Raw genomic sequence first — 21,118 nt, 5'->3', positions numbered from 1 at the left:
GCAGGCAGACAGGGACGCGATGGCGAACGACACGATGGCGGTGCAGCAGACGGCGGCGAGGGCTTCGGCCAAGGAACTGACGCTGCGCGGCATCCTGCTGGGCGGGGCGATCACGCTGCTGTTCACGGCAGCGAACGTCTACCTCGGCCTGAAGGTGGGCCTGACGTTCGCGACCTCGATTCCGGCGGCGGTGATCTCGATGGCGATCCTGCGCGGGTTCAAGGATTCCACGATCTGGGAGAACAACATCGTCCAGACCGTGGCGAGTGCGGCGGGCACTCTGGCGGCGATCATCTTCGTCCTGCCCGGCCTCGTCATGATCGGCTGGTGGCAGGGCTTCCCGTACTGGACGACGGCCGCGATCACCGGGACGGGCGGTATCCTCGGCGTGCTGTTCTCGGTCCCGCTGCGCCGTGCGCTGGTGGTCGATACGCCGCTGCCCTATCCCGAAGGCCATGCCGCCGCCGAAGTGTTGCGCGTGGGTTCGGGATCGCGTGAAGGCGCGGAGGAAAGCGCCAAGGGGCTTTCGGTGCTGGTCTGGAACGCGCTTGCCTCGGTAGGTTTTGCGGTCCTCACGCAGACCCGGCTGATCGTCGGCGAGGCTGCGGTGTGGTTCCGCACCGGCTCGGGCGCGACGGGGATTTCCGGCGGCCTGTCGTTCGCGTTGCTTGGCGTGGGGCACCTCGTCGGTCTGTCGGTCGGCATGGCGATGTTCCTGGGCCTCGTCATCGGCTGGTGGGTGCTGCTGCCGATCCTGACCGCGCAGAGCCCTATGGCGGGCGATGTAGGCGCTTGGGCGGGGGCGATCTTCTCGCGCGATGTGCGCTTCTTCGGCGCGGGCGTGATCGGCGTGGCGGCGGTGTGGACGCTGCTGCGGATCGCCGGGCCGGTGATCGGCGGCGTGCGCTCCGCCATGGCCGCAAGCCGTGCGCGCCATGCCGGCGAGGCGCTGGCGATCGAGGAGCAGGATCTGCCCATTACCGCCGTGGCGCTCGGCGCGCTGGCGATGATGGTGCCGATCGCGGTGCTGCTGTGGAGCGTCATCGCCGGTGGTCCGCTGGCCGGGAGCGAACTGGTGCTGATCGCGGGCGCGGTCGTCTTCGTCGTCGTCTTTGGCCTGCTGATCGCGGCGGTCTGCGGCTACATGGCGGGCCTGATCGGTGCGTCGAACTCGCCGGTGTCGGGCATCGGTATTCTCTCCGTCGTCGCTGCATCGCTGATGCTGGTCGGGTTGTTCGGGCGCGATTCCGGCGCAGAGACGTCGTCGGCGCTGGTCGCCTATGCGCTGATCGTGACCGGCATCGTCTTCGGCGTCGCGACCATCTCCAACGACAACCTGCAGGACCTCAAGACCGGCCAGCTGGTCGGTGCGACGCCGTGGAAGCAGCAGGTCGCGCTGGTGATCGGCGTGGTGTTCGGATCGCTGGTGATCCCGCCGGTGCTCGATCTACTCAACACCGCATTCGGGTTCGCCGGGATGCCAGGCGCGGGGGCGAACGCCTTGCCCGCACCGCAGGCGGCGCTGATCTCGGCGCTGGCCAAGGGCGTGCTGGGTGGCAACCTCAACTGGACGATGATCGGCTGGGGCGCCGCTGCGGGCGTGGCGTTCATCGTGCTTGACGAAGTGCTCGGCAAGGCCGGACGGCTACGCCTGCCGCCGCTCGCGGTGGGCATCGGCATCTACCTGCCGATGAGCGCGATACTGCCGGTCGTGATCGGATCGGTCATCGGCAAGGTCTACGACGGCTGGGCGGAGAAGCGCGCCGATCCCGAATTCGCGCTGCGCATGGGTGTGCTGACCGCCACGGGCATGATCGTGGGTGAGAGCCTGTGGGGCGTCGCCTTTGCTGGCATCGTCGCCGCATCGGGCAGCGATGCGCCGCTGGCGCTTGTCGGCGACGGCTTCGAGGTTCCCGCTTTGGTTGGCGGCACCGCGCTGTTCTTCGCGCTGGTGGCGTTCCTCTACGGCCGTACCCGCAAGCTGGTGGGCTGATCGTCGTCCCGGGCTTGACCCGGGACCGCCGGGTGTCTTTAGCTATGCGCCATGGCGTAGGGGGCTTCGACAAGCTCAGCCTGAGCGGGATCAAGAACAGGTCTTCAAATCTCGCTCAGGCTGAGCTTGTCGAAGCCCCATCGGTTCAAACCGCCAGCGGTCGAACGGAGAGGCAGACTTGAAGCACATCCCCTGGATCATCCTCGCGATTGTCGGCGCGATCTGCCTTGCGGTGCTGGCCGTGTCGCGCGGGGAGGCGGTCAATGCGCTGTGGATCGTGGTCGCGGCGGTGAGCTGCTTCCTCGTCGCCTATCGCTACTATGCGCTGTATATTGCGCGGCATGTGATGCGGCTGGACCCCACTCGCGCGACGCCCGCGATCTACCGCGCCGACGGTCTGGACTATGTCGCCACCGACCGGCGCGTGCTGTTCGGCCACCACTTCGCGGCGATCGCAGGCGCGGGGCCGCTGGTGGGGCCGGTTCTGGCGGCGCAGATGGGCTATCTGCCGGGCACCTTGTGGATCATCTTCGGCGTCGTGCTGGCAGGCGCCGTGCAGGACTTCATGGTCCTGTTCATCTCGATGCGGCGCGACGGCAAGTCGCTGGGCGAACTCGTGCGCATGGAGATGGGCGCGGTTGCAGGCACCATCGCGCTGGCGGGCGCCTTCCTCATCATGGTCATCATCCTCGCGGTGCTCGCGCTGATCGTCGTGCGCGCGCTGGCGGAGAGCCCGTGGGGCATGTTCACCGTCGCCGCGACGATCCCGCTGGCGCTGGCGATGGGCATCTACACCCGCTGGATCCGGCCGGGGCGCATCGGCGAAGTCTCGGTGCTGGGCTTCGTCGGCCTGATCGCGGCGATCGTGTTCGGGCAGAACGTCGCGGCGTCCGAGGTCTGGGGGCCGCTGTTCACCTTCACCCCGCAGACGCTGTGCTGGATTCTGATCGGCTACGGCGCGCTGGCCTCACTGCTGCCGGTGTGGCTGCTGCTGGCGCCGCGCGATTATCTTTCGACCTTCCTCAAGATCGGCGCGATTACGGCGCTGGCCGTGGGCATCGTCGTCATGGCGCCCCCGCTGCGCATGCCCGCGCTGACCCAGTTCGTCGGTGGCGGCGGTCCGGCATGGTCCGGCGCGCTGTTCCCGTTCCTGTTCATCACCATCGCCTGCGGAGCGGTGTCCGGCTTCCACGCGCTGATCGCCAGCGGCACCACACCCAAGCTGATCGGCAGCGAGACCGACGCGCCGTTCATCGGTTACGGCGCGATGCTGATGGAGGCGTTCGTGGCGATCATGGCCCTTGTCGGCGCCTCGATCCTCGATCCGGGCATCTACTTCGCGATGAACAGCCCCGCCGCCGTGCTGGGCACCGACCCCGCCAGCGCCGCCCATGCGGTGACCGCGATGGGCTTCCCGGTCTCGGCCGACCTGCTGGTCCAGACCGCGCGCGATGTGGGCGAGCACACCATCGTCTCGCGCACCGGCGGTGCGCCGACGCTGGCGGTGGCGATGGCGGAGATCTTCAGCCATGTCGCGGGCGGCACGGCGATGAAGGCGTTCTGGTATCACTTCGCGATCCTGTTCGAGGCGCTGTTCATCCTCACCGCCGTCGATGCGGGCACGCGCGCCGGGCGCTTCATGCTGCAGGACCTGATCGGCCTCGCGGTGCCCTCGTTCCGGGCGGGGACTTCGTGGCTGCCGGGCGTGGTGGCGACAGCGCTGTGCGTGCTGAGTTGGGGCTTCTTCCTGTACCAGGGCGTCACCGATCCCCTGGGCGGGGTGAACACGCTGTGGCCGGTGTTCGGCATCTCCAACCAGATGCTCGCCGCCGTGGCGCTGATGCTGGCGACGACGCTGCTGTTTCGCATGAAACAGCAGCGCTATGCTTGGGTGACGGTGATCCCGACCGCGTGGCTGCTCATCTGCACACTGAGCGCCGGTTCGCTGAAACTGCTGTCGGGCGATCCGACAGTCGGTTTCCTCGCCCACGCGGCGAAGTTCGGCGCGGCTGTCGAGGCTGGCACGGTGCTCGCGCCGGCCAAGTCGATGGAGCAGATGCGGGCCATCGTCTTCAACGACCGCGTCGATGCCGGGCTCTGCGTGATCTTCCTCGCGGTGGTGATCTCGCTGCTGTTCTTCACCGTGCGCACCTGCATGGCGGCGCTGCGTGAAGACCGCCCGACCGTCAACGAGAGCCCCGTGCAGTTGGTCCCGGCCGAATGAGAATGTTGCGCCAGATGCTGCGGCTCATGGTTGGACAGCCGCCGTATGAAGTCTACCTTGCCCACATGGCGCGCGTGCACCCGGACGCTACGCCGATGACCCGCGTGGAGTTCTTTCGCAACCGCGAGCAGGCACGCTTTGGCGGCGCGGGCGGGGGCAAGTGCTGCTAGCCAGGTTCGTCATTGCTTCGCCTCGCTCGCAATGACGGGGGTGCTTACGGCCTCAGCACCCAGCCTCCATCGACGTGGATGGTCTGCCCGGTGATCCAACGTCCGGCTTCCGAACACAGCAGCATTGCCGTGCCGACCAGTTCGTCCGGTTCCCCGCGCGAACGCAGGGCGCAGGTCATGTCGAGAAACTGGATGAAAGGGGAATCGTCGGGCACCAGCAGCTTGCCTGCGTCCGACTTGACGTTGCCCGGAGCAATGGCGTTGCAGGTTATGCCGTCCTTGCCGAATTGCTTCGCCATAGTCGTCGTTAGACCCACCAGCGCCAGCTTGGAGATGCCGTAGAGCCCCGTCGCCGGGAACGCCCCTCCGCTGGTCTGGTTGACGATCCGACCGCCACCACGTGCCCGCATCGAGGGGATCACTGCCCGGGCACAGAGCAGCGCGCCGTTGAGGTTCACCGCGAAGGCCCGGTTCCACGCCTCCAGACTGACGGTTTCGCAATTGTCGTAGCTGACGTCCACCATCAGCGCGGCGTTGTTGATCAGGATGTCGACGCCCCCGAAGGCCGCGGTCGCCGCCGCGCCCATCGCCAGCGTCGAGGTTTCGTCCGCCACGTCCACCTGCACGCCGAGGGCCTTGCCGCCGCTCGCGATGATTTCCTCGGCTACGGCCTGAGCGCCTGCACCGTTGAGGTCGGCCACGACCACGGCCGCGCCCGCTTCGGCCAGCCCGAGCGCATAGGCGCGCCCGATGGAATTGCCGCGCCCGCCCGCGCCGGTGACTACCGCCACCTTGCCGTCGAGCCGGAACTGATCGAGGGAAAATGTCATGCGTTGGGTCCTTCAGCCTGCAGTGATGCCCGCGTCGATCGAGAGGCACGCGCCATGGAAGCCGCGCCCGGCGTCCGAAGCGAGGAGGACGATCATGTCCGCCACGTCCTGCACCTCGACCAGTCCGCGCATTCCCGAGAAGCGTTTGAGCAGGTCGATGTCGCAGCCCTCCGGGGGGACGTAGTTCGCCGCGATGTTCGTCATCATGCCGCCCGGTGCGACGGCGTTGATGCGGATGGCCTTCTTCTGGAATTCCATCGCCAGTGCCTTGGTCATGCCGACGAGGCCCCACTTGCTCGCGCAATAGGCGGCGGCATAGGCCTCGCCGATGTAGGAGGCGCAGGATGCCACGTTGACGATCGCGCCATGGGTTTCCAGCAGGTGCGGGATCGCCGCCTGCGACAGGAAGAACGGCGCGTTGAGGTTGACGTCGATGGTGCGCTCATAGTGCTCGCGCGGCATCTCGGGCGTGTTGGCGAGATAGATCAGTCCGGCGACGTTGCAGAGGGCATCAAGCCGCCCGAAAGCCTCGACAGCCCCGGCGACGGCGGCCTGGCAGGCCGCCGGGTCGGAAAGGTCGGCGGCTTCGCTGCGCACCTCGGCCGAGCCGAGCAGCCCGACCGTTTCGGCAAGGCCGGCGGCGTCGAGGTCGACCAGCCATAATCTCGCGCCTTCCGCAGCCAGCTTCAGCGCCGTGGCACGGCCAAGGCCCGATGCGGCGCCAGTGACCAGGGCGACCTTGCCGGTGAGATTGAGGTTCTCGAAGATCATGGTTTCTCCGTGGTGACGCCGGTGGCGTCGAGAAATGGCATTGCGGCGGCGGCAAGGGCGTTGCCGGGCTGCGCGATCGCGCCGAGCAGGTTGACGTCCTTGAACAGCAGGCCCGCGCCGTGCGCGAAGGCGGGCGGGGAGGGCAGGCGGGCATAGACCTCGAAGCCGAAGCTGCGTCCGCTCGAATGGTTGATGAGGTCGGCCAGTGCAGCGCGGTCCACGCCGATGCCTTCGGCGATCTCCAGCGCGGCGTGGGCAAGGCCCATGTTGGCGGCGAGCAGGGCGTTGTTTACGATCTTGGCCCGCTGTCCGGCGCCGGGCGGGCCGAGCAGCACGATTTTGGCGCCGAAGGTCTGCAACACGGGGAGCGCCTTGGCGAAGGCTTCCTCGCTGCCGCCGCACATGACGGTGAGCGTTCCGGCCTCGGCTGCCGGACTGCCGCCGCTGACCGGGGCATCGAGCAGCAGCACGCCGCGCTCGGCCGCTTTCACGGCAAGCGCCTCGCAGGTCTGCGGAAGGATCGTCGAATGGATCGCCAGTAGCGTCCCGGGCCGCATGGTGGGCAGCAGGCGGTCGCAGACTTCAACCACGTCGGCATCGTTGACCACGCAGACGCCGACATGATCGCAGGCCGCCCCGAGTTCCGCCACCGAAGTCGCCGCCTTCGCGCCCTTTGCGGCGAACGGGGCGAGCGCCTCGGGTCGCCGGGCCCAGACGGTCAGCGCATTGCCCGCCATCATCCGCATGGCGATCGGCGCGCCTTGCGAGCCGAGGCCGATGAAACCCACTTCAGCCATGCCACGGGAGCCCTTTTTCCACCTTGCCGATCATCTCGATCACCACGCCGTTGATGCGCGATGCCTTGGGCCAGCCCGCGTGTGTGCCGTACTGGAGCACGAACTCCAGCATTTCCTGCGACTGGCAATTGCCGCTCGCCATGGCGGCGTGGATATGGCTGCGGATCGGGATGTCGGCGCCGGATTCGCACACGCCGACAAGGGTGATCCAGCGGCGCGAGGGCTCGTCCAGTCCGCGACGGCACCACATCTCGCCGAAGACGAAGTTGTTGATGCCGACCAGATAGGGCGAATTGGGCGGGCCGGGCGGAAAGGTCATGACTTGCGCGAATTCGGCATGGCCCTGGTCGTTGCGCTCCTGCGCGTCCCAGGGTTCGGCGCGGATCGGCGGCACTTCGGCGGGCGGCAGGCCCAGCGCTTCGGCCACGCGGGTGACGGCCCGGTCGAGCCTGCCGCCGTTGCCCCAGCCCGAATAGACCGCGAGGTGCAGCGCCGCCTCGCGCAGTTCGGCGAGGGTCAGCGCGCCGGTGGTGAGCGCGCCGCGCACGAAGTCCTCTATCTGCCCGTCCGCCAGCCCGCCTGTCGCGGCGGAGGCTATGGCGACGAGGAAGCGCGTGCGGCGCGGCAGGCCCGGCCGCGTCCAGACTTCGGCGAAGACGAAGTCGCGCCAGGATTCCTCCAGCAGCGTCGTCGGGGCGGGGGCGTCGTGTCCCGTGGCTTCGGTCTGGGCGGCAAGCCCGGCGGCGCTGCGCGTCTGCGGATCGAGCAGGCTCATTGCAGGTTGATCCACACGTTGCGCACCTGCTGGAATTCGCGCAGGCCCTCGATCCCGCCGAGGCGGCCATGGCCCGAGTGTTTCATGCCGCCGAACGGCACGCAGGGCGTCATCGCCTCTCCGGAGCCGTTGACCTGCACTTGGCCCGCCATCATCTGCCCAGCTACGCGGTGTGCGCGGGTGAGGTCGGTGGTGTGGATATAGGCACCGAGGCCATAGTCGCTGTCGTTGGCCAGCATGACCGCCTCCTCCTCGCTGTCGAAGGGCGTGACGACTAGGACCGGCCCGAACACTTCGTTGCGGGCGATCTCGCTGTCGTGGCCGACGTCGGCGAGCAGGGTGATCGGATAGAACGCGCCGCCCGCGTGATCGCCGCCCATGCGCTCGCCCCCGCACACGATACGCCCGCCCTCCGCCGCCCCGCGAGCGACCATGCCGTGGATGCGATCCAGCGCGGTCTCGGAGATGACCGGCCCCATGATCGTGTCCATGGCGAAGGGATCGCCGACTTTCACGTGCGCCGCCATGGCTTTGAGTATCTCGACGTAAGGCTCGTAGATCGCGCGTTCGACCAGCAGGCGGGTGCCGTTGACGCAGCCCTGTCCATTGGCGCTGACGGCGCCGGATAGTCCGCGCTTGGCGGCTTGTTGTAGATTTGTGTCGGCGAAGACCAGCACCGCCGACTTGCCGCCCAGTTCGAGCCCCACGGGTTTCAGCGACTGCGCCGCGCTGGCAAGGATCCTCTTCGCGGTGGCGCCGCTGCCGATGAACTCGATCTTGTCGATGCCGGGATGCTCGACCATCGCCGCGCCGACATCCGGGCCGCCGGTGACGAGGTTGACGACGCCCGGCGGAAAGCCCGCCAGCCGTATCAGGTCGAGCAGCTTCATGATCGACCACGGCGCGTTTTCGGGGGCCTTCAGCACCACGCAGTTCCCGGCCGCAAGCGCCGGCGCCATTACCATGGTGGCCGCGAAGAACGGACCGTTCCACGGGACGATGATGCCGATGGTTCCGAACGGTTCATAGCTCACGTAGTCGTGCGCAGGGCCGCCCCAGGTCGGCACGGTACGGCCTTCCAGCTTGTCCGCCCAGCCGCCGAAATAGCGGAATTTCTGCGCCGCATCCGCGCTCATGTGCGGCCCGGCAAGGAGGATGGAGCCGTTCTCCGCGCTCAGCAGAGGGGACATTTCGGCGGCGCGCTCCTCGATCACCGAGGCGAGGCGCAGCATCAGGTCACGGCGCTTGTCGCCGGGCATGGCGCGCCACGCAGGGTGTGCGGCGCGGGCGGCGGCGACGGCGCGGTCGACGTCGTCGGCGCCTGCCAGCCTGATCTCGCGGGTCACTTCGCCGCTGGCGGGATAGACGTGGGCGAAAGTCTCGCCAGTGCCGGCGGTTTCGGCGCTTTCACCGATGACATGCGCGAATTCGGGCAGGGAAACGGCGGGCATGCGGAAGCCCATGGCACTGCTCTCCTCTCTTGCGGCAACTGCTGCGCCGCTTCGATGGGAGAAAGGCTATCGACCTATAAATAGGTGGTCAATTGACTTGAATTACGTATTATGGCGCCGGTAATCGATGTGAAATTGACATAATAGGCACATTATTGGGAATGCCATGAGCGAAAAGAAGGCCAGTCTGATCGTCCGCACCACCGAAGTCCTGCGCGAGCGGATCTACGCGGCGCCCGAGGGGGAGCGGATCGGATCTCTGCACGAACTGGCGCGCTCGCTGGAGGTGGGGATCGTCACGCTGCAGCAGGTTGCTCGGGTTCTGGAGCACGAAGGGCTGCTGGAAGTGCGTCGCGGTCCCGGCGGCGGCTACTACGGAGTGCGGCCCGACGCCGCGGCGCTGGAGCGCGGTCTCCACGCTTATATGCGCATGAACCCGGCGTCCTACGAAGAGGCGCTCGACATGACCTCGCTGCTGTTCAACGAACTGGCGACGGCGGCAGCGCGGTGTACCGACGCGGAGTTGCGCGCGAAGCTGGCGGCACTGGCGGAGCGGCTGCCCGCCTGCGCGACGATGATGGATTGTGGCCGCTTCGAGATGGAGTTCCAGGAACTGTTGTTCCGCATGGTCCGCCGCCCGCTGTTCGAGATGCTGACGCGGGTGACGCTCCATTACTCCACCGCGCATACTGCTCCGGACCTCAAGGTCTTCGATGACGACGGTGCAGCATGGCGCGAGGGGCGGGCGAGGATCCTCGCCGCGATCCTCGCTAACGATGCAGACCTGACGCGGTTCGAGGCCGATCGGCAGAACCGCGCGGTGGTCCTTGCCTACCTGGAAGCGCGAGACTGAATCAGAACCGGTAGCTCAGCCAGCCGGCGAGGAAGTCGGAACTCTTGTAACCCGCGTCGGTCAGCGCCGGTCCGGCATCGAGATGCTCGTAGCGGCCGGTAAAGGACAGGCGCGGCGTGATCGTCCATACCAGTTGCAGCCGCGCCAGTTCGGCCACCTTGCGCGCCGTGCCGTTCTGGGTTCCAGCGAACGGCTGTCCATTGGCGCGGTAGACCGCGTCGTGGATGTTATCGCGCCAGGCGAACTCGTATTCCGCCAGCACGCGCACGTCCTTGACCGGCGAGAAGCTGAAGTTCGGCGTGACTGCCCGCAGGTTCGAGGGCGTCAGGTAGAGCTGGTAGCTGAAGTAGATGTTGTTGCCGAAAGGCGAGTAGGCATTGCGCAGCTTGCCGTTGCCATATCCGCCCCCGCCGCTGGCGTAGTCGAAATGGACGCCGACACGCGGGGCGGTCTTGCTCTTGCCCAGCCTGTAGGTCTGGGCGATGAAGGCCTGCCAGGCGGAAATATCCTGGTCCATGTAGTAGCCCCACTGCCGGTTGACCGACCAGTCGAGGTTTATCGCCCCCACGTCGCCGCGCAGCCAGCCGCCGAGATAGTAGCGCGTAGCCGGGCCTATGCGGCCGCCCCATGCACCGACGTCATTATGCCGCCGCCACAGGAATGCGTCGAAGGCGAGGTTCGCCTTGTTGCCAAGGATCGTCTTGGGCAGCATCACGCCTACCGAGGCGCCGGAGAAGCGGCGTGCCGGATCGTTGACGTCGTCGCCGGTGCCGAGGTCGCCATAGGCGGTGGGGCGAAAGTCGAAAGCGTCGATGCGCAGCTTCGATCCGCGCGCGTAGAAACGCCAGCCGTTCATCGTGTAGCGGATGGTGTTGTTGTCGCGCTGTGATGCCAGCAGATTGGGGCCGTCGACGAACTCTTGCCGGCCGTAGCGTACGCCGACATCGACATCGCCGATGTCGGTGCGTGCCTCGACGAAGGACTGCTGGATGACCACGTCGTTGCGCAGGGTGGCAGCAGGAGCGCCGAGGTTGCTGCCGGAAATGCCGCCATGGGCAACCTCGCCATAGAACCGCAAGTGCTCGCCGATGTGGAGATCCGCGCCGCCGACGATGCGGTTGATGTCCTGCCGTTGGGCCTCGGCTTCGCGCAGGTTCGGGTTGGTGGTCTGGTTGACGCGCAGGCGAAGCTCGCCCGAGAGGGTCAGATAGATATCGCCGTCACTGTCGAGCGGGATGTACTTGAGCCGGTCGAGCGGATCGTCGCGCTTTGCCGGATCGGCCATGGAGGTCCAGTCCTCGGCCCAGCGCGAGAGCGAATAACCGCCGGTCACTGCGCCGTCGCCGTTGAAGGCCTGCGGGTAGGCGGCATCTTCGGCTTGGGCCGCTGAAGGGGCCAGCGAGGCGGCCGTCGCCAGGGCGAGCGGCAGGGTGGCGGCGCGAAGCCGCGAAGTAACGGTAGTCATGGGGTGCGACCCTTGTGGCTCTGTAGTCGTTCTTGGTTTTATTCGGCGGGCGCGAGCATCGGTGCGGGGAGCGCGTGGCCGGACAGTGCCGCGTCGAGCTGCGCGTGGTCGAGCTTGCCCTCCCAGCGCGAGACGACGACCGTGGCCACCGCATTGCCGACGAAGTTGGTCAGGCTGCGGCACTCGGACATGAAGCGGTCCACGCCCAGGATCAGCGCCATGCCCGCGACCGGCACATCCGGCACGATCGAGAGCGTGGCGGCCAGCGTGATGAAGCCCGCGCCGGTGACACCCGCCGCCCCCTTGGACGACAGCATCGCCACGCCAAGAAGCAGCAGTTGCTGACCCAGCGTCAGGTCCACGTTGCAGGCCTGCGCGATGAACAGCGCCGCCAGCGTCATGTAGATGTTGGTGCCGTCGAGGTTGAACGAGTAGCCGGTGGGCACGACAAGGCCGACGACGGCTTTGGGGCAACCGGCGTTCTCCATCTTCTGGATGAGCGCGGGCAGGGCGCTTTCCGAGGAGGAGGTGCCCAGAACCAGCAGCAGCTCGGCCTTGAGGTAGGCGATCAGCTTGAAGATCGAGAACCCGCACAGCTTCGCCACCGCGCCAAGCACGAAGACCACGAACAGGATCGAGGTCAGGTAGAACGTTGCCACCAGCTGCGCGAGGTTGGCGAGGCTGCCGACGCCGTACTTGCCGATGGTGAAGGCCATCGCGCCGAAGGCGCCGATCGGGGCGAGCTTCATCACGATCGAGACGAGCTTGAAGACGACGATGGAAACGTCCTCGAGCAGCGACAGCACCTTGTCGCCGCGTTCCCCAATCGCGGCCAGCGAGCAGCCGAACAGGATCGCCACGACGAGCACCTGCAGGATGTTCTCCTGCGCCAGCGCTGAGACCAGCGTGTCCGGGATCATCGCGTTGAGGAAACCGAGCAGCGAGGTCTCGTGCGCCTTTTCGGCGTACTGCGCGACCTTGCCCGCATCGAGCGTGGCGGGATCGATATTGAAGCCCGCGCCCGGCCGTACGACGTTCGCGACGGTCATGCCGACGATCAGCGCGAGCGTCGAGAAGAACAGGAAGTAGGCGAAGGCCTTCGCCGCCACGCGCCCGACAGAGCCGAGATCGCGCATTCCGGCGATACCGGTGACGATGGTGAGGAAGATGACCGGAGCGATCACCATCTTCACCAGCTTGATGAACATGTCGCCGACCGGCTTCAGCGATTCGCCGACCGCCGGGTAGAAATGGCCGAGCAGCACGCCTGCGGTGATCGCGGCGAGAACCTGGACATAGAGGTGGGTATACCAACGCTTCGCAGCGACCGGCTGAATGTGCGACGGATCATAATGCATACGGAATAAGCCTTCGTCATCCTCGTGGCACCGACGACACCCTTGGGGTGACGCTCGTGTCTAGGGTCAGACTGCAGTCCGTTTCATTGCGCGCAAAGAAGAATTGCACGTTTGTGAAAATATCATGATTTCAATTATGTAATGAAAGTCATTGAGACATCGTGTCCTAAAATTGGCCCTCGCCCACGCCCTGTAGTGCAGAAACTTGCACATCGCTTCATCCTGGCCTAGGCGGATTCGCGTGGTTCGATCACGCTATCTCTGGTGGCTTACGGCGGCGCTGGTCTGCGCCGTGGCGGTGGCATTCCTGACCGGATTGGCGGTACGGCAGGCCGCCACCACGCGGTTCGCTGCGCAGGCGGCTGTCGACGCCCGGTTGCGTCAGGCTCTGCTGGCCAGCGAGATCGCCCGCTTCCGGCTTCTCCCGCTGGCGCTGGCAGACGATCAGGACCTCGTCGCGCTCGTCGCCGGTCGTCCGGGAGCCGAAGCTGTGATGAATGCCAAGCTCGAACGGCTGTCGCGCGATCTTGGCTCGCCCATCATCTACGTGATCCGCAAGGACGGGCTCACCCTCGCAGCCAGCAACTGGCGCGATCCGCGAAGCTTTCTCGGCAAGGACTACAGCTTCCGGCCCTACTTCCGGGCGGCCCTGCGCAGCGGGATCGGCGAGCAATTCGCGCTCGGCACCGTCAGTCACCGTCCCGGCCTGTTCTTCGCGCGGCGCGCGGCGGGCGGTAGCGTCGTGGTCATGAAGATGGAATTCGACCGCGTCGAAGAGCAGTGGCGCGAGGCGAACGGAGTCACTTTCGTCACCGACCGCGACGGTGTGATCCTCGTCACCAGCCGTCGAGACTGGCGCTATGCCGCTACGCTTCCGCTGTCTTCGGAACGCAGCAGGCGCGAGCGTGAGTTGATCGGGGTCGGCGACCTCGGGCCTGTACCGTTTCGCGAGCACGGCGGCGGCCGAGTCACCATGCGCGGCGAAAAAGGCGACCATCTTCTGACCACCACCGCCGCCGATGGCTTGGGCTGGCGGGTCAGTCTGGCGCTGCCGCTGCAGGGAGCGGTGGATGCCGTGGTGCGGGCTGCGCAGATCGCGGCGGCGCTGCTTACCCTCGCCGTGTTCGCGCTGGTCGCGTTCGTGCGGGAACGGGGGCGTCGCCGCCGTGAGCATACCGCACAACTAGAGGCGGCCGTGGCCGAGCGCACCATCGACCTGCGCCGGGAGATCGAGGAGCGCGCCGCCGCCGAGGCGCACGCAGCGCAGCTTCGCGAGGGTCTGCGGCAAGCCAATCGCCTTGCCACGCTCGGGCAGGTGACGGCGAGCGTCGCGCACGAGACTGCGCAGCCGGTCGCCGCGATCCGTAATTATGCCGCAACCTCGCGGCAACTGCTGGACATGGGCGCCGAGGATGCCGTGCGTGACAATCTCTCGGCGATCGACCGTCTGGCCGAGCGGATCGGCGCAGTGACCGCGGAACTGCGCGGTTTCGCACGCAAGGGCAGCCGTGCGGGCGGGCCGATCCCGCTTGTCGAAGTGATCGAGGGCGCCTGCTTGCTCCTGAAGGAGCGCTTGTCGCACGTCACCTTCGTGGTGCCCGAGGTGCCGCCGGGCCTGCTCGTGTTCGGGGGGCACGTCCGGCTGGAGCAAGTGCTCGTCAACATCCTGCAGAACGCGCTCGAGGCACTGGAGGGACAGGCGGATGCCCGGATCGAACTGGTTGTGGAAGCGGGCACGGAAACAGTGCGGATGACGCTGCGCGACAATGGCCCGGGCATCGCGCAGGACGTCGCCGACCGTCTGTTCACGCCTTTCGCCACCAGCCGGCCGACCGGACTGGGGCTTGGCCTCGTCATTTCCAAGGACATCGTCGAGGACTTCGGCGGCACCCTTCAACTCGAGCCCTCCGAGCGCGGAGCCTGCTTCGCCATCGTATTGAGACGAGCATCATGAACGAGCAGGCATCATGAACGATCATGCCCCCGGACAGGCCAGGCGCGTCGCGCTCGTGGAGGACGATGCGGACTTGCGCATTTCCACGGCGCAAGTGCTGACACTTGCGGGCTTCGTCGTGGAGAGCTTTGCCGCTGCCCGGCCCGCGCTCGACGCCATCGATGCCGAGTGGCCGGGAATTGTCGTGTCGGACGTGCGGATGCCGCACATGTCGGGGACCGAATTGTTCCGGGCTCTGTATGAGCGTGATCCCGAACTGCCGGTGATCCTCGTGACCGGCCATGGCGACGTGGCGATGGCGGTCGATGCGCTGAAGGCCGGGGCCTGGGATTTCCTGACCAAGCCGTTCGATCCACAGGCTCTGGTCGCGGCTGCCGACCGGGCCGCGACAGCGCGAGGGCTGGCGCTCGACAATCGGCGGCTGAGAGCGGCGGCGCAAGGCGATGCCGCCTCGGGGCTCATCGGCGAATCTCCCGCGATCCGCCGCCTGCGCGAAATGATCCCGACCCTGGGCAATGCTGACATCGACCTGTTCATCGAAGGGGAAACCGGCACCGGCAAGGAACTGCTCGCCCGGCTCATCCATCGTGCGGGCAAACGATCGCGCCAGCGGTTCATGGCGGTTTCCTGTGGCGCCTTGCCGGAGGCGCTGGAGGACGAACTTTTCGCGCCGATGGGCGAGGCGAGCATTGCTTCGGTCGCGCGCGGCACACTGTTCCTCGACGACATAGACCACGCCTCGCGGCGGCTGCAAGCGCGTCTGACCCCGCTGGTGGAGGAGCGCGTGCTCCGCAGCCCCGGCGCGCGCGAGCCGCTGCCGCTGGACTTGCGCGTGATCGCTACGGGCGGGACGGACGAGGGGGACTTGTCCGAGAAGATCACGCCCGGCCTGTTCTATCGCCTTGCGGCGCTACGCCTGCGGATGCCGCCCCTGCGTGAGCGGCGCGAGGACGTGCCCGCGCTCTTCGCGCACCTTGCCGGAGCCGCCGCGACCCGGCTGCGACTGCCACTGCCGATGATGACCGGCACCGTGCGGCATCATCTGTCGAGCCACGACTGGCCGGGCAACGTGCGCGAACTGGCGCATTTTGCAGAGCGTTTCGTGCTCGGGCTGGAAGATGCCGTGCCCGAGGCTGCAGGCGAGCCTTCCGGCGATACCCTGCCGCAGCGTCTCGACGCCTTCGAGCGTGATACGATCGTTGCGGCAGTCCTGGGCACGAAGGGGGAGATCGGCGCGGCGATCAAGCGGCTCGGCATCCCTCGCAAGACCTTCTACTACAAGGTGCACAAGCACGGCATCGACTTGGCGACGCTGCGCAAGGGTGGGCGCTGAGAGCGGTCGATGCCGCACTGAAATACCCGGCATGGGCATTTTGAACGGAACTACGTCCCCACCGGCAGGCCGGTCCATGGGGCGCTCCGCCGCGCGATTGTTGCAAGACCGCGACCGCGCTGCGACCTTCTGAAATGCGTTGGCAAACCGATGGGGCCAAGGATCGGATAGCCGAAGCCTGAAATGGAGGAAGCCATGCTCCAAGGAGCGATCGAGCGGCTCGCCGACCCCGCGGCACCGCAGAAACTCTGCTTTTTCTTCAACGCTCAATTGCACCACGTTTTGCACGCGATGCCGCTGGCGATCGAACTCGCTCGCGATCCGCGCTTTGCCGTGGACGTCATGGCGATGACGGCGGAGCATATTGCCATGGCCCGCGACATTGCTCGGCGGCATGGCGTTTCAACGATCCGCTTCGTGCAGGTCGAGGGGGGCATGCTCTCCGCTTTCACACGACTGGTGGGTGTCGTTACTCCGCCCAAGCTCATTGCTCTTGCGGCGGCGCGCAGTCGGCTTGCGGCATATGACGCCATCGTCGTGCCGGAGCGCACGTCGCTGCTGCTGCGCCATGTCGGTTTGCGGCGTACTTGCTTCATCCACACCTGCCATGGTGCGGGCGACCGGGCAGTGGGCTACGACCGTCGCATCCGCCAGTTCGACTTCGTCCTTCTGGCGGGCGAGAAGCAGCGCTGCCGGATGCTCGACAAGGGTCTGATCCGCGAGGGCCACTATGCGATCGTCGGCTACGGCAAGTTCGACCTCACCGCGGATCGTGCCCCGGCCCGGCTGTTCCCGCAGGATCGGCCGGTGGTGCTGTACAACCCTCATTTCTCGCGCAAGCTGTCCTCGTGGCCGCAGATGGGCCTCGACGTGGTTCGCCAGTTCGCCGAGGATGACCGCTTCAACCTCATCGTGGCGCCGCACATCCGCATGTACGACGGTTGCCGTCGCCGCGAACGCATGGAACGCCAACTCGAGGAATTTGCCCGCCTTCCTCACGTTCACGTCGATCTCGGCAGCGCGTCGAGCGTGGACATGAGCTATACGCGCATGGCCTCGGTCTATCTCGGCGATGTCAGCAGCCAGATCTACGAGTTCGTCGTACGCCCGCGTCCCTGCCTTTTCCTCAATGCGCATGGAGCCAACTGGCAGGGCAATCCGAGCTACCGACACTGGCAATACGGCCCGGTTCACGAGGACTGCGAAGACATTGCCGACAAGGTTGCCCATGCGATCGCCTCGCATGGCATTTACGCTCCGGTCCAGTTGCAGGGCCTTCAGGACACTTTCGACACAGATGGACCTCGTGCATCCGAGCGTGCCGGGCGGGCCGTTGCAGATTTCCTGACCTCGCGCGCAAGGTGGACCACCAAGGCACGGCCGGTAACATCGTACGGTTTCGGCCGCAGGAGCGCTCTCGTCCATGAATGAGGCCGCGAGCATATGGGTGGTCGCGCGCGTCCATGCGCCGGACGAGGGTGGTGTACAGACTTACGTGAGCCAGGTCGCGCGTGCCTATGCGCGTAGCGGCCGGACGGTTACCGTCTTTGCCAAGTCATCAGCCGGGCCGCGTCGCCTTTGTGAAGACGGCATCACCCTGATCGACGTGGGGCCAGCGGCGCACTTGGTGGTCTATGCCCGGCTAGCGATGGCAATGCTGCGGGCATGGCTGGGCGGCGCGCGGCCATCCGCCATCCACGCCTGCACATGGCGCGCGGCGATCCCGGCGCTGCTGTTCCCGCGTTCCTTGCTCGTAACCGTACATGGGCGCGAGGTGGGTCGTCCGTCGAGGGGCGCGTTCAGGCTCATGAACGCGGTGCTGTCCCGGACCACTCGGATACTTGCGGTGAGCGATGCCACGCGCCGCCTGCTGCTCGATCGCGCGCCTGATCTCGCCGGTCGCTGCGTCACGGTCTGGAATGGCGTCGTCCTGCCCGGCGAGGAACGGTGCGAGCCCGTAAACGCCCTGCTGCGCGTGATTACGGTTTGCCGCCTCGTCCCGCGCAAGAACGTGCCCGCAGCATTGCGTGCGGTTGCTGCCTGCCGGGGCGAGAGCATTGCGCTCGACTACGCAGTCATCGGCCGTGGTCCCGACGAAGAGGCCATCCGCGCGGCTCTGGAGCCGACCGCAGGCGGACTGGGCTCCACCGTAATGACCGGCTACGTCGATGATGCGGAACTGGCGGAGCGCCACCGGACTGCCGACATCTTCCTCCATCCTCAGATCGCGCTCGAAGATGGCGCGGAGATGGAGGGCTTCGGCATCAGTGTCGCCGATGCGATGGCGCATGGCATCGCCTGCATCGTCGGGCAGGACGGAGGCCCGGGCGAACTGGTGCGCGACGGGGTGACCGGCCTGGTCGTAGATGGCCGCGATCCGGCAGCCATTCGCGCTGCCCTGGCGTTGCTGGCGCGCGATCCGGCCTATCGGCGCCGTCTCGCCGAGAACGGGCGGCGGTTCGCGCGTGAGAACTTCTGCTGGGACCGTCACTGTCGACTTGCCCTCGAAGGTCTGGTGGCCGAAGTGGCCCACGTCGACGGCCATGGACAGGAACAACTCGCGATCTCGTTGAATTAGCATCGACGGGCGCGATTGCGGCTCGTTTCGGACCGTGCAGGCTTGAATGCCGGTATGTGGAGCGGCTAAGGCGTGCCCGGGGCGCCCTTGGTCTGAAACAACGACAGGATTTCGGCTTTTTGCGCAAGAGACCTTCAGAGCGCTGCCTTTCGCGCATTTCTCGCTTCACCGGACTGCTGGTCTTGCCGCTGCTGATCGCTGCTCCGGCGCTGGGCGATCCCGCTCCTTTCGAGCTGGCTGGACCGGACTTGCGCATCGAAGTCACGCGCGAGGGGCAGACCCTGCCGATCGGCCGCGTGCCGAGCCTCGCGCCCGGCGACAAGGTCGTCGTCCATGGCGCCTTGCCGGAGAACCAGAGCGCCCGGTTCGTGCTCATGTCCGCCTTCCTGCGCGGGGCGACCAATCCTCCGCCCAAGGACTGGGTCGATCTCGCCCGAACCTGGAAGGAGAAGGAAAAGGACAGCGCCCTGACCGTCACCGTGCCGCGCGATGCCCGGCAGATGGTGCTGCTCATGGTGCCCGAGACCGGCGGCGCGGAAGGTGTGCTGATGGATGCGGTGCGCGGGAAGCCGGGCGAATTCGTGCGCGCCAGCCAGGACCTCAACCAGGCCTCGCTCGATCATTCGCGCCTCAATGCCTTCATGGCCGCGATCCGCGCGCAGGATGACAACGGGCCGGAATACCTGCGCACGGTCGCACCGGTGCTCGCCCGCAGCCTCTCGATCAAGCTGCAGGAGGACTGCCTCAACAAGGTGATCCAGTCGCAGGCATCGTGCCTCGTGGAGAACCGCGAATCGCTGGTGCTGAACGATGTTCACACCAGTTCGCTGGCGGAGACGATCACCGGTACGCCGACCGATCTGGCGCTGCAGCTCAGCAACACGCGCGAAGCCGGGGCAGGGTATTACAGCGCTTATATCGCGGTGGCCCGGGACGTGGCGAAGATCTTCGGCGCGTTCAACAATCCGACGTTCAATTATCTGCCGACCCTGACCGTCCGCGATGCGGATCGCATGTCGCTGCTGCTCAACGCGGCCCCCTCGTTCCAGAAGCCCAAGTCGGTGATGATCGCGGCCATGCCTGCGGTTGAAGCGGACATTCCCCCGCAACTGCGCAGCTCCGCAAAGGGGCCGATCTGCATGGCGCCCGGCACCGTGCTGCCGGTCGAAGGGGCGCCGCTGGTATTCTCGACCGACTTCGCCCACGACATGAAGGTGCGCCTCACTTCCGCATCCGGACAGACGCTGGAAGTGCCGGTTAAGGCCCGCGCGGACAAAGGCGGGTACGTGCTGGCGGCCGATACGCTGCCTGTCGCCTTTGCGGGAGACGTCCGTGGCCACCTTCATGGTCTATGGGGGTTCGCGCCTTTCGATGGTCCGGATTTCCTGCTCCAGCGCCCGGGCGGCGAACCGTGGAAGGCCACTGGCGATGCCGATGGCCTGATCGTGGGGCGCGACAACGAGGTGGCGCTGGAAGGCGCCGCTCCCGGCTGCGTCGAGGACGTGACGTTGCGGCAGGGCAATGGTGCCGCCCGGCCGCTCGTGTTCAAGGCGCTGGAAGGGCGGCGCCTGAGCGTCACGGTGCCGTTGACCGATGCGGCGGCGGGCGAAGTGCGGCTGGAAATCCGGCAGCGCGGTGCTGCTGCAACGCAGACCGTCGCATTGCGCGCGCGGGTGCAGGCGAGCCGTCTGGAAGCGCTAGAACTCCATGCCGGCGACACGCAGGGTTTCCTGACCGGACAGCGGCTGGACCAGGTTCGCTCGGTCGTGCTCGGCGATGCCGAATTCCGTCCCGACGGGCTGACGCGCGAAGGCGGGACGGACCGGCTGCGCCTGCTCGCGCAGGGAGCGGGCAAGGTCCCCGTCGATACCGCTAAAGCGCCCGACAAGGCGACTGTGCGGCTGGAGGACGGCCGCAACCTGACGCTTCCGGTGCGAATCGGTGGCCCGCGTCCTCAGGCGGCGCTGTTGCAGCGCACGGTTTATCCCGCTCCGGCGGCGCAGGGCGCGAAGACGCTGGACATGGGTTCGGGCGATCTCCTGCCTGACAATGGCGAAATGGTGTTCTCTCTCAAGGCTTCGGGCGAAACGCGGTTCGGTGCCGGTTCCGCGATCGAAATCGCACCCCCATCTGGCGAGCCCGTCACCCGGCTCACGATCGGCAAGGGGCTCAATCTCGAAAGCCTCGAGGTGCTTGTCGCGACCCTGAAGGCCGACGACCTGCCTCCCGGCACCTTCGGGGCCATCCGCCTGCGCCTCGTGAGCAAGGGGCAGGGTGGACGCGAGGACCGCGGGGACTGGATGCCGCTCACCACGGTCGTCCGCCTGCCGCGGATAGAGGGCGCTACTTGCGAAGGGCAGGACGGACCTTGCACGATCACGGGACGGAACTTGTTCCTGATCGATGCGGCTGCGGTCGAGGACGGGTTCGCCAGACCTTCCGCCGTACAGCCGGGCTATACTGGCCGGACCTTGCAGGTCAGCGGCCGGCCGACCGATGGAATGTTGCGCATACGGCTGCGGGACGCCCCGACCGGCGTGGTGAAGCTGCCGCTCGACAAATAGCG

Annotated in this window: 16 protein-coding genes; 9 read left to right on the top strand and 7 right to left on the bottom strand. The window is 66.8% G+C overall.

All coding sequences use genetic code 11. From position 1 onward, the window contains the following. The first annotated feature begins 34 nt into the window (after positions 1–34). The 3 genes from QRN25_RS07310 (at position 35) to QRN25_RS07300 (ending at position 4,387) form a co-directional block, all read left to right on the top strand. A complete protein-coding gene (locus tag QRN25_RS07310; RefSeq protein WP_285018328.1) occupies positions 35–1,993 on the top strand; it encodes an OPT family oligopeptide transporter in 1,959 nt (652 codons plus the stop codon). A 178-nt stretch (positions 1,994–2,171) separates the two neighbouring features. Next, entirely contained in the window at positions 2,172–4,217 is a 2,046-nt protein-coding gene (locus QRN25_RS07305; RefSeq protein ID WP_285018278.1) for a carbon starvation CstA family protein, read from the top strand. Positions 4,218–4,219: 2 nt separating this feature from the next. Continuing rightward, positions 4,220–4,387: a YbdD/YjiX family protein gene (locus QRN25_RS07300; protein ID WP_271181851.1), complete on the top strand. Its 168-nt coding sequence runs from the start codon at positions 4,220–4,222 to the stop codon at positions 4,385–4,387. Positions 4,388–4,431: 44 nt separating this feature from the next. On the opposite strand, the gene QRN25_RS07295 is transcribed toward QRN25_RS07300, so the two are convergent. From QRN25_RS07295 to QRN25_RS07275, 5 genes are read right to left on the bottom strand one after another with little or no spacing between them, the layout of a single operon-like run. Then, positions 4,432–5,217, bottom strand: coding sequence for an SDR family oxidoreductase (locus QRN25_RS07295; RefSeq protein ID WP_271181850.1), 786 nt, complete (start codon positions 5,215–5,217; stop codon positions 4,432–4,434). A gap of 12 nt (positions 5,218–5,229) precedes the next feature. Then, positions 5,230–5,988 carry an SDR family NAD(P)-dependent oxidoreductase gene (locus QRN25_RS07290; protein WP_285018276.1) on the bottom strand — a complete coding sequence of 253 codons (759 nt, stop codon included), beginning with the start codon at positions 5,986–5,988 and terminating at the stop codon, positions 5,230–5,232. Continuing rightward, a complete protein-coding gene (locus QRN25_RS07285; RefSeq protein WP_285018275.1) occupies positions 5,985–6,785 on the bottom strand; it encodes an NAD(P)-dependent oxidoreductase in 801 nt (266 codons plus the stop codon). The genes QRN25_RS07290 and QRN25_RS07285 overlap by 4 nt, the downstream gene beginning before the upstream one ends. Then, complete coding sequence (locus tag QRN25_RS07280) at positions 6,778–7,560, bottom strand: carboxymuconolactone decarboxylase family protein (RefSeq protein ID WP_285018274.1); 783 nt, start codon at positions 7,558–7,560, stop codon at positions 6,778–6,780. The genes QRN25_RS07285 and QRN25_RS07280 overlap by 8 nt, the downstream gene beginning before the upstream one ends. Continuing rightward, positions 7,557–9,023: an aldehyde dehydrogenase family protein gene (locus QRN25_RS07275; RefSeq protein WP_285018273.1), complete on the bottom strand. Its 1,467-nt coding sequence runs from the start codon at positions 9,021–9,023 to the stop codon at positions 7,557–7,559. The genes QRN25_RS07280 and QRN25_RS07275 overlap by 4 nt, the downstream gene beginning before the upstream one ends. A gap of 154 nt (positions 9,024–9,177) precedes the next feature. Between QRN25_RS07275 and QRN25_RS07270 the strand changes: the two genes are divergently transcribed. Continuing rightward, positions 9,178–9,864 (top strand): transcriptional regulator, encoded by a 687-nt coding sequence (locus QRN25_RS07270; protein WP_285018270.1) that lies wholly within the window; start codon positions 9,178–9,180, stop codon positions 9,862–9,864. A gap of 1 nt (position 9,865) precedes the next feature. Here the strand turns inward: QRN25_RS07270 and QRN25_RS07265 are convergent, their stop codons facing one another. Continuing rightward, complete coding sequence (locus tag QRN25_RS07265; protein ID WP_285018268.1) at positions 9,866–11,329, bottom strand: alginate export family protein; 1,464 nt, start codon at positions 11,327–11,329, stop codon at positions 9,866–9,868. Between the two features lie 38 nt (positions 11,330–11,367). After that, entirely contained in the window at positions 11,368–12,687 is a 1,320-nt protein-coding gene (locus tag QRN25_RS07260; protein ID WP_285018267.1) for a dicarboxylate/amino acid:cation symporter, read from the bottom strand. Between the two features lie 241 nt (positions 12,688–12,928). On the opposite strand from QRN25_RS07260, the gene QRN25_RS07255 reads away from it, so the two are divergent. The 5 genes from QRN25_RS07255 (at position 12,929) to QRN25_RS07235 (ending at position 21,116) form a co-directional block, all read left to right on the top strand. Beyond that, positions 12,929–14,641: a sensor histidine kinase gene (locus QRN25_RS07255; RefSeq protein ID WP_285018266.1), complete on the top strand. Its 1,713-nt coding sequence runs from the start codon at positions 12,929–12,931 to the stop codon at positions 14,639–14,641. A 13-nt stretch (positions 14,642–14,654) separates the two neighbouring features. Then, complete coding sequence (locus QRN25_RS07250) at positions 14,655–15,974, top strand: sigma-54-dependent transcriptional regulator (protein ID WP_285018264.1); 1,320 nt, start codon at positions 14,655–14,657, stop codon at positions 15,972–15,974. A 195-nt stretch (positions 15,975–16,169) separates the two neighbouring features. After that, the gene (locus QRN25_RS07245; protein WP_285018262.1) at positions 16,170–17,405 is read left to right on the top strand and encodes a CDP-glycerol glycerophosphotransferase family protein; all 1,236 of its coding nucleotides are present in this window, start codon (positions 16,170–16,172) and stop codon (positions 17,403–17,405) included. Then, positions 17,398–18,552, top strand: coding sequence for a glycosyltransferase family 4 protein (locus tag QRN25_RS07240; RefSeq protein ID WP_285018261.1), 1,155 nt, complete (start codon positions 17,398–17,400; stop codon positions 18,550–18,552). The genes QRN25_RS07245 and QRN25_RS07240 overlap by 8 nt, the downstream gene beginning before the upstream one ends. 119 nt (positions 18,553–18,671) lie before the next feature. Continuing rightward, on the top strand, positions 18,672–21,116 hold the full coding sequence (locus QRN25_RS07235) for a hypothetical protein (protein ID WP_285018259.1): 2,445 nt from the start codon (positions 18,672–18,674) through the stop codon (positions 21,114–21,116). Positions 21,117–21,118 lie beyond the last annotated feature (2 nt).

It is taken from the genome of Novosphingobium sp. fls2-241-R2A-195 (genome assembly GCF_030209485.1).
GTDB lineage: Bacteria > Pseudomonadota > Alphaproteobacteria > Sphingomonadales > Sphingomonadaceae > Novosphingobium > Novosphingobium resinovorum.
This window is presented reverse-complemented; position numbering and strand designations above follow the sequence as displayed.

Coding starts and splice junctions, on each gene's coding strand:
- QRN25_RS07310 (WP_285018328.1), top strand. CDS start 35: ATGGCGGTGCAGCAGACGGCGGCGAGGGCTTCGGCCAAGGAACTGACG.
- QRN25_RS07300 (WP_271181851.1), top strand. CDS start 4,220: ATGTTGCGCCAGATGCTGCGGCTCATGGTTGGACAGCCGCCGTATGAA.
- QRN25_RS07295 (WP_271181850.1), bottom strand. CDS start 5,217: ATGACATTTTCCCTCGATCAGTTCCGGCTCGACGGCAAGGTGGCGGTA.
- QRN25_RS07290 (WP_285018276.1), bottom strand. CDS start 5,988: ATGATCTTCGAGAACCTCAATCTCACCGGCAAGGTCGCCCTGGTCACT.
- QRN25_RS07285 (WP_285018275.1), bottom strand. CDS start 6,785: ATGGCTGAAGTGGGTTTCATCGGCCTCGGCTCGCAAGGCGCGCCGATC.
- QRN25_RS07280 (WP_285018274.1), bottom strand. CDS start 7,560: ATGAGCCTGCTCGATCCGCAGACGCGCAGCGCCGCCGGGCTTGCCGCC.
- QRN25_RS07275 (WP_285018273.1), bottom strand. CDS start 9,023: ATGGGCTTCCGCATGCCCGCCGTTTCCCTGCCCGAATTCGCGCATGTC.
- QRN25_RS07270 (WP_285018270.1), top strand. CDS start 9,178: ATGAGCGAAAAGAAGGCCAGTCTGATCGTCCGCACCACCGAAGTCCTG.
- QRN25_RS07265 (WP_285018268.1), bottom strand. CDS start 11,329: ATGACTACCGTTACTTCGCGGCTTCGCGCCGCCACCCTGCCGCTCGCC.
- QRN25_RS07260 (WP_285018267.1), bottom strand. CDS start 12,687: ATGCATTATGATCCGTCGCACATTCAGCCGGTCGCTGCGAAGCGTTGG.
- QRN25_RS07250 (WP_285018264.1), top strand. CDS start 14,655: ATGAACGATCATGCCCCCGGACAGGCCAGGCGCGTCGCGCTCGTGGAG.
- QRN25_RS07245 (WP_285018262.1), top strand. CDS start 16,170: ATGCTCCAAGGAGCGATCGAGCGGCTCGCCGACCCCGCGGCACCGCAG.
- QRN25_RS07240 (WP_285018261.1), top strand. CDS start 17,398: ATGAATGAGGCCGCGAGCATATGGGTGGTCGCGCGCGTCCATGCGCCG.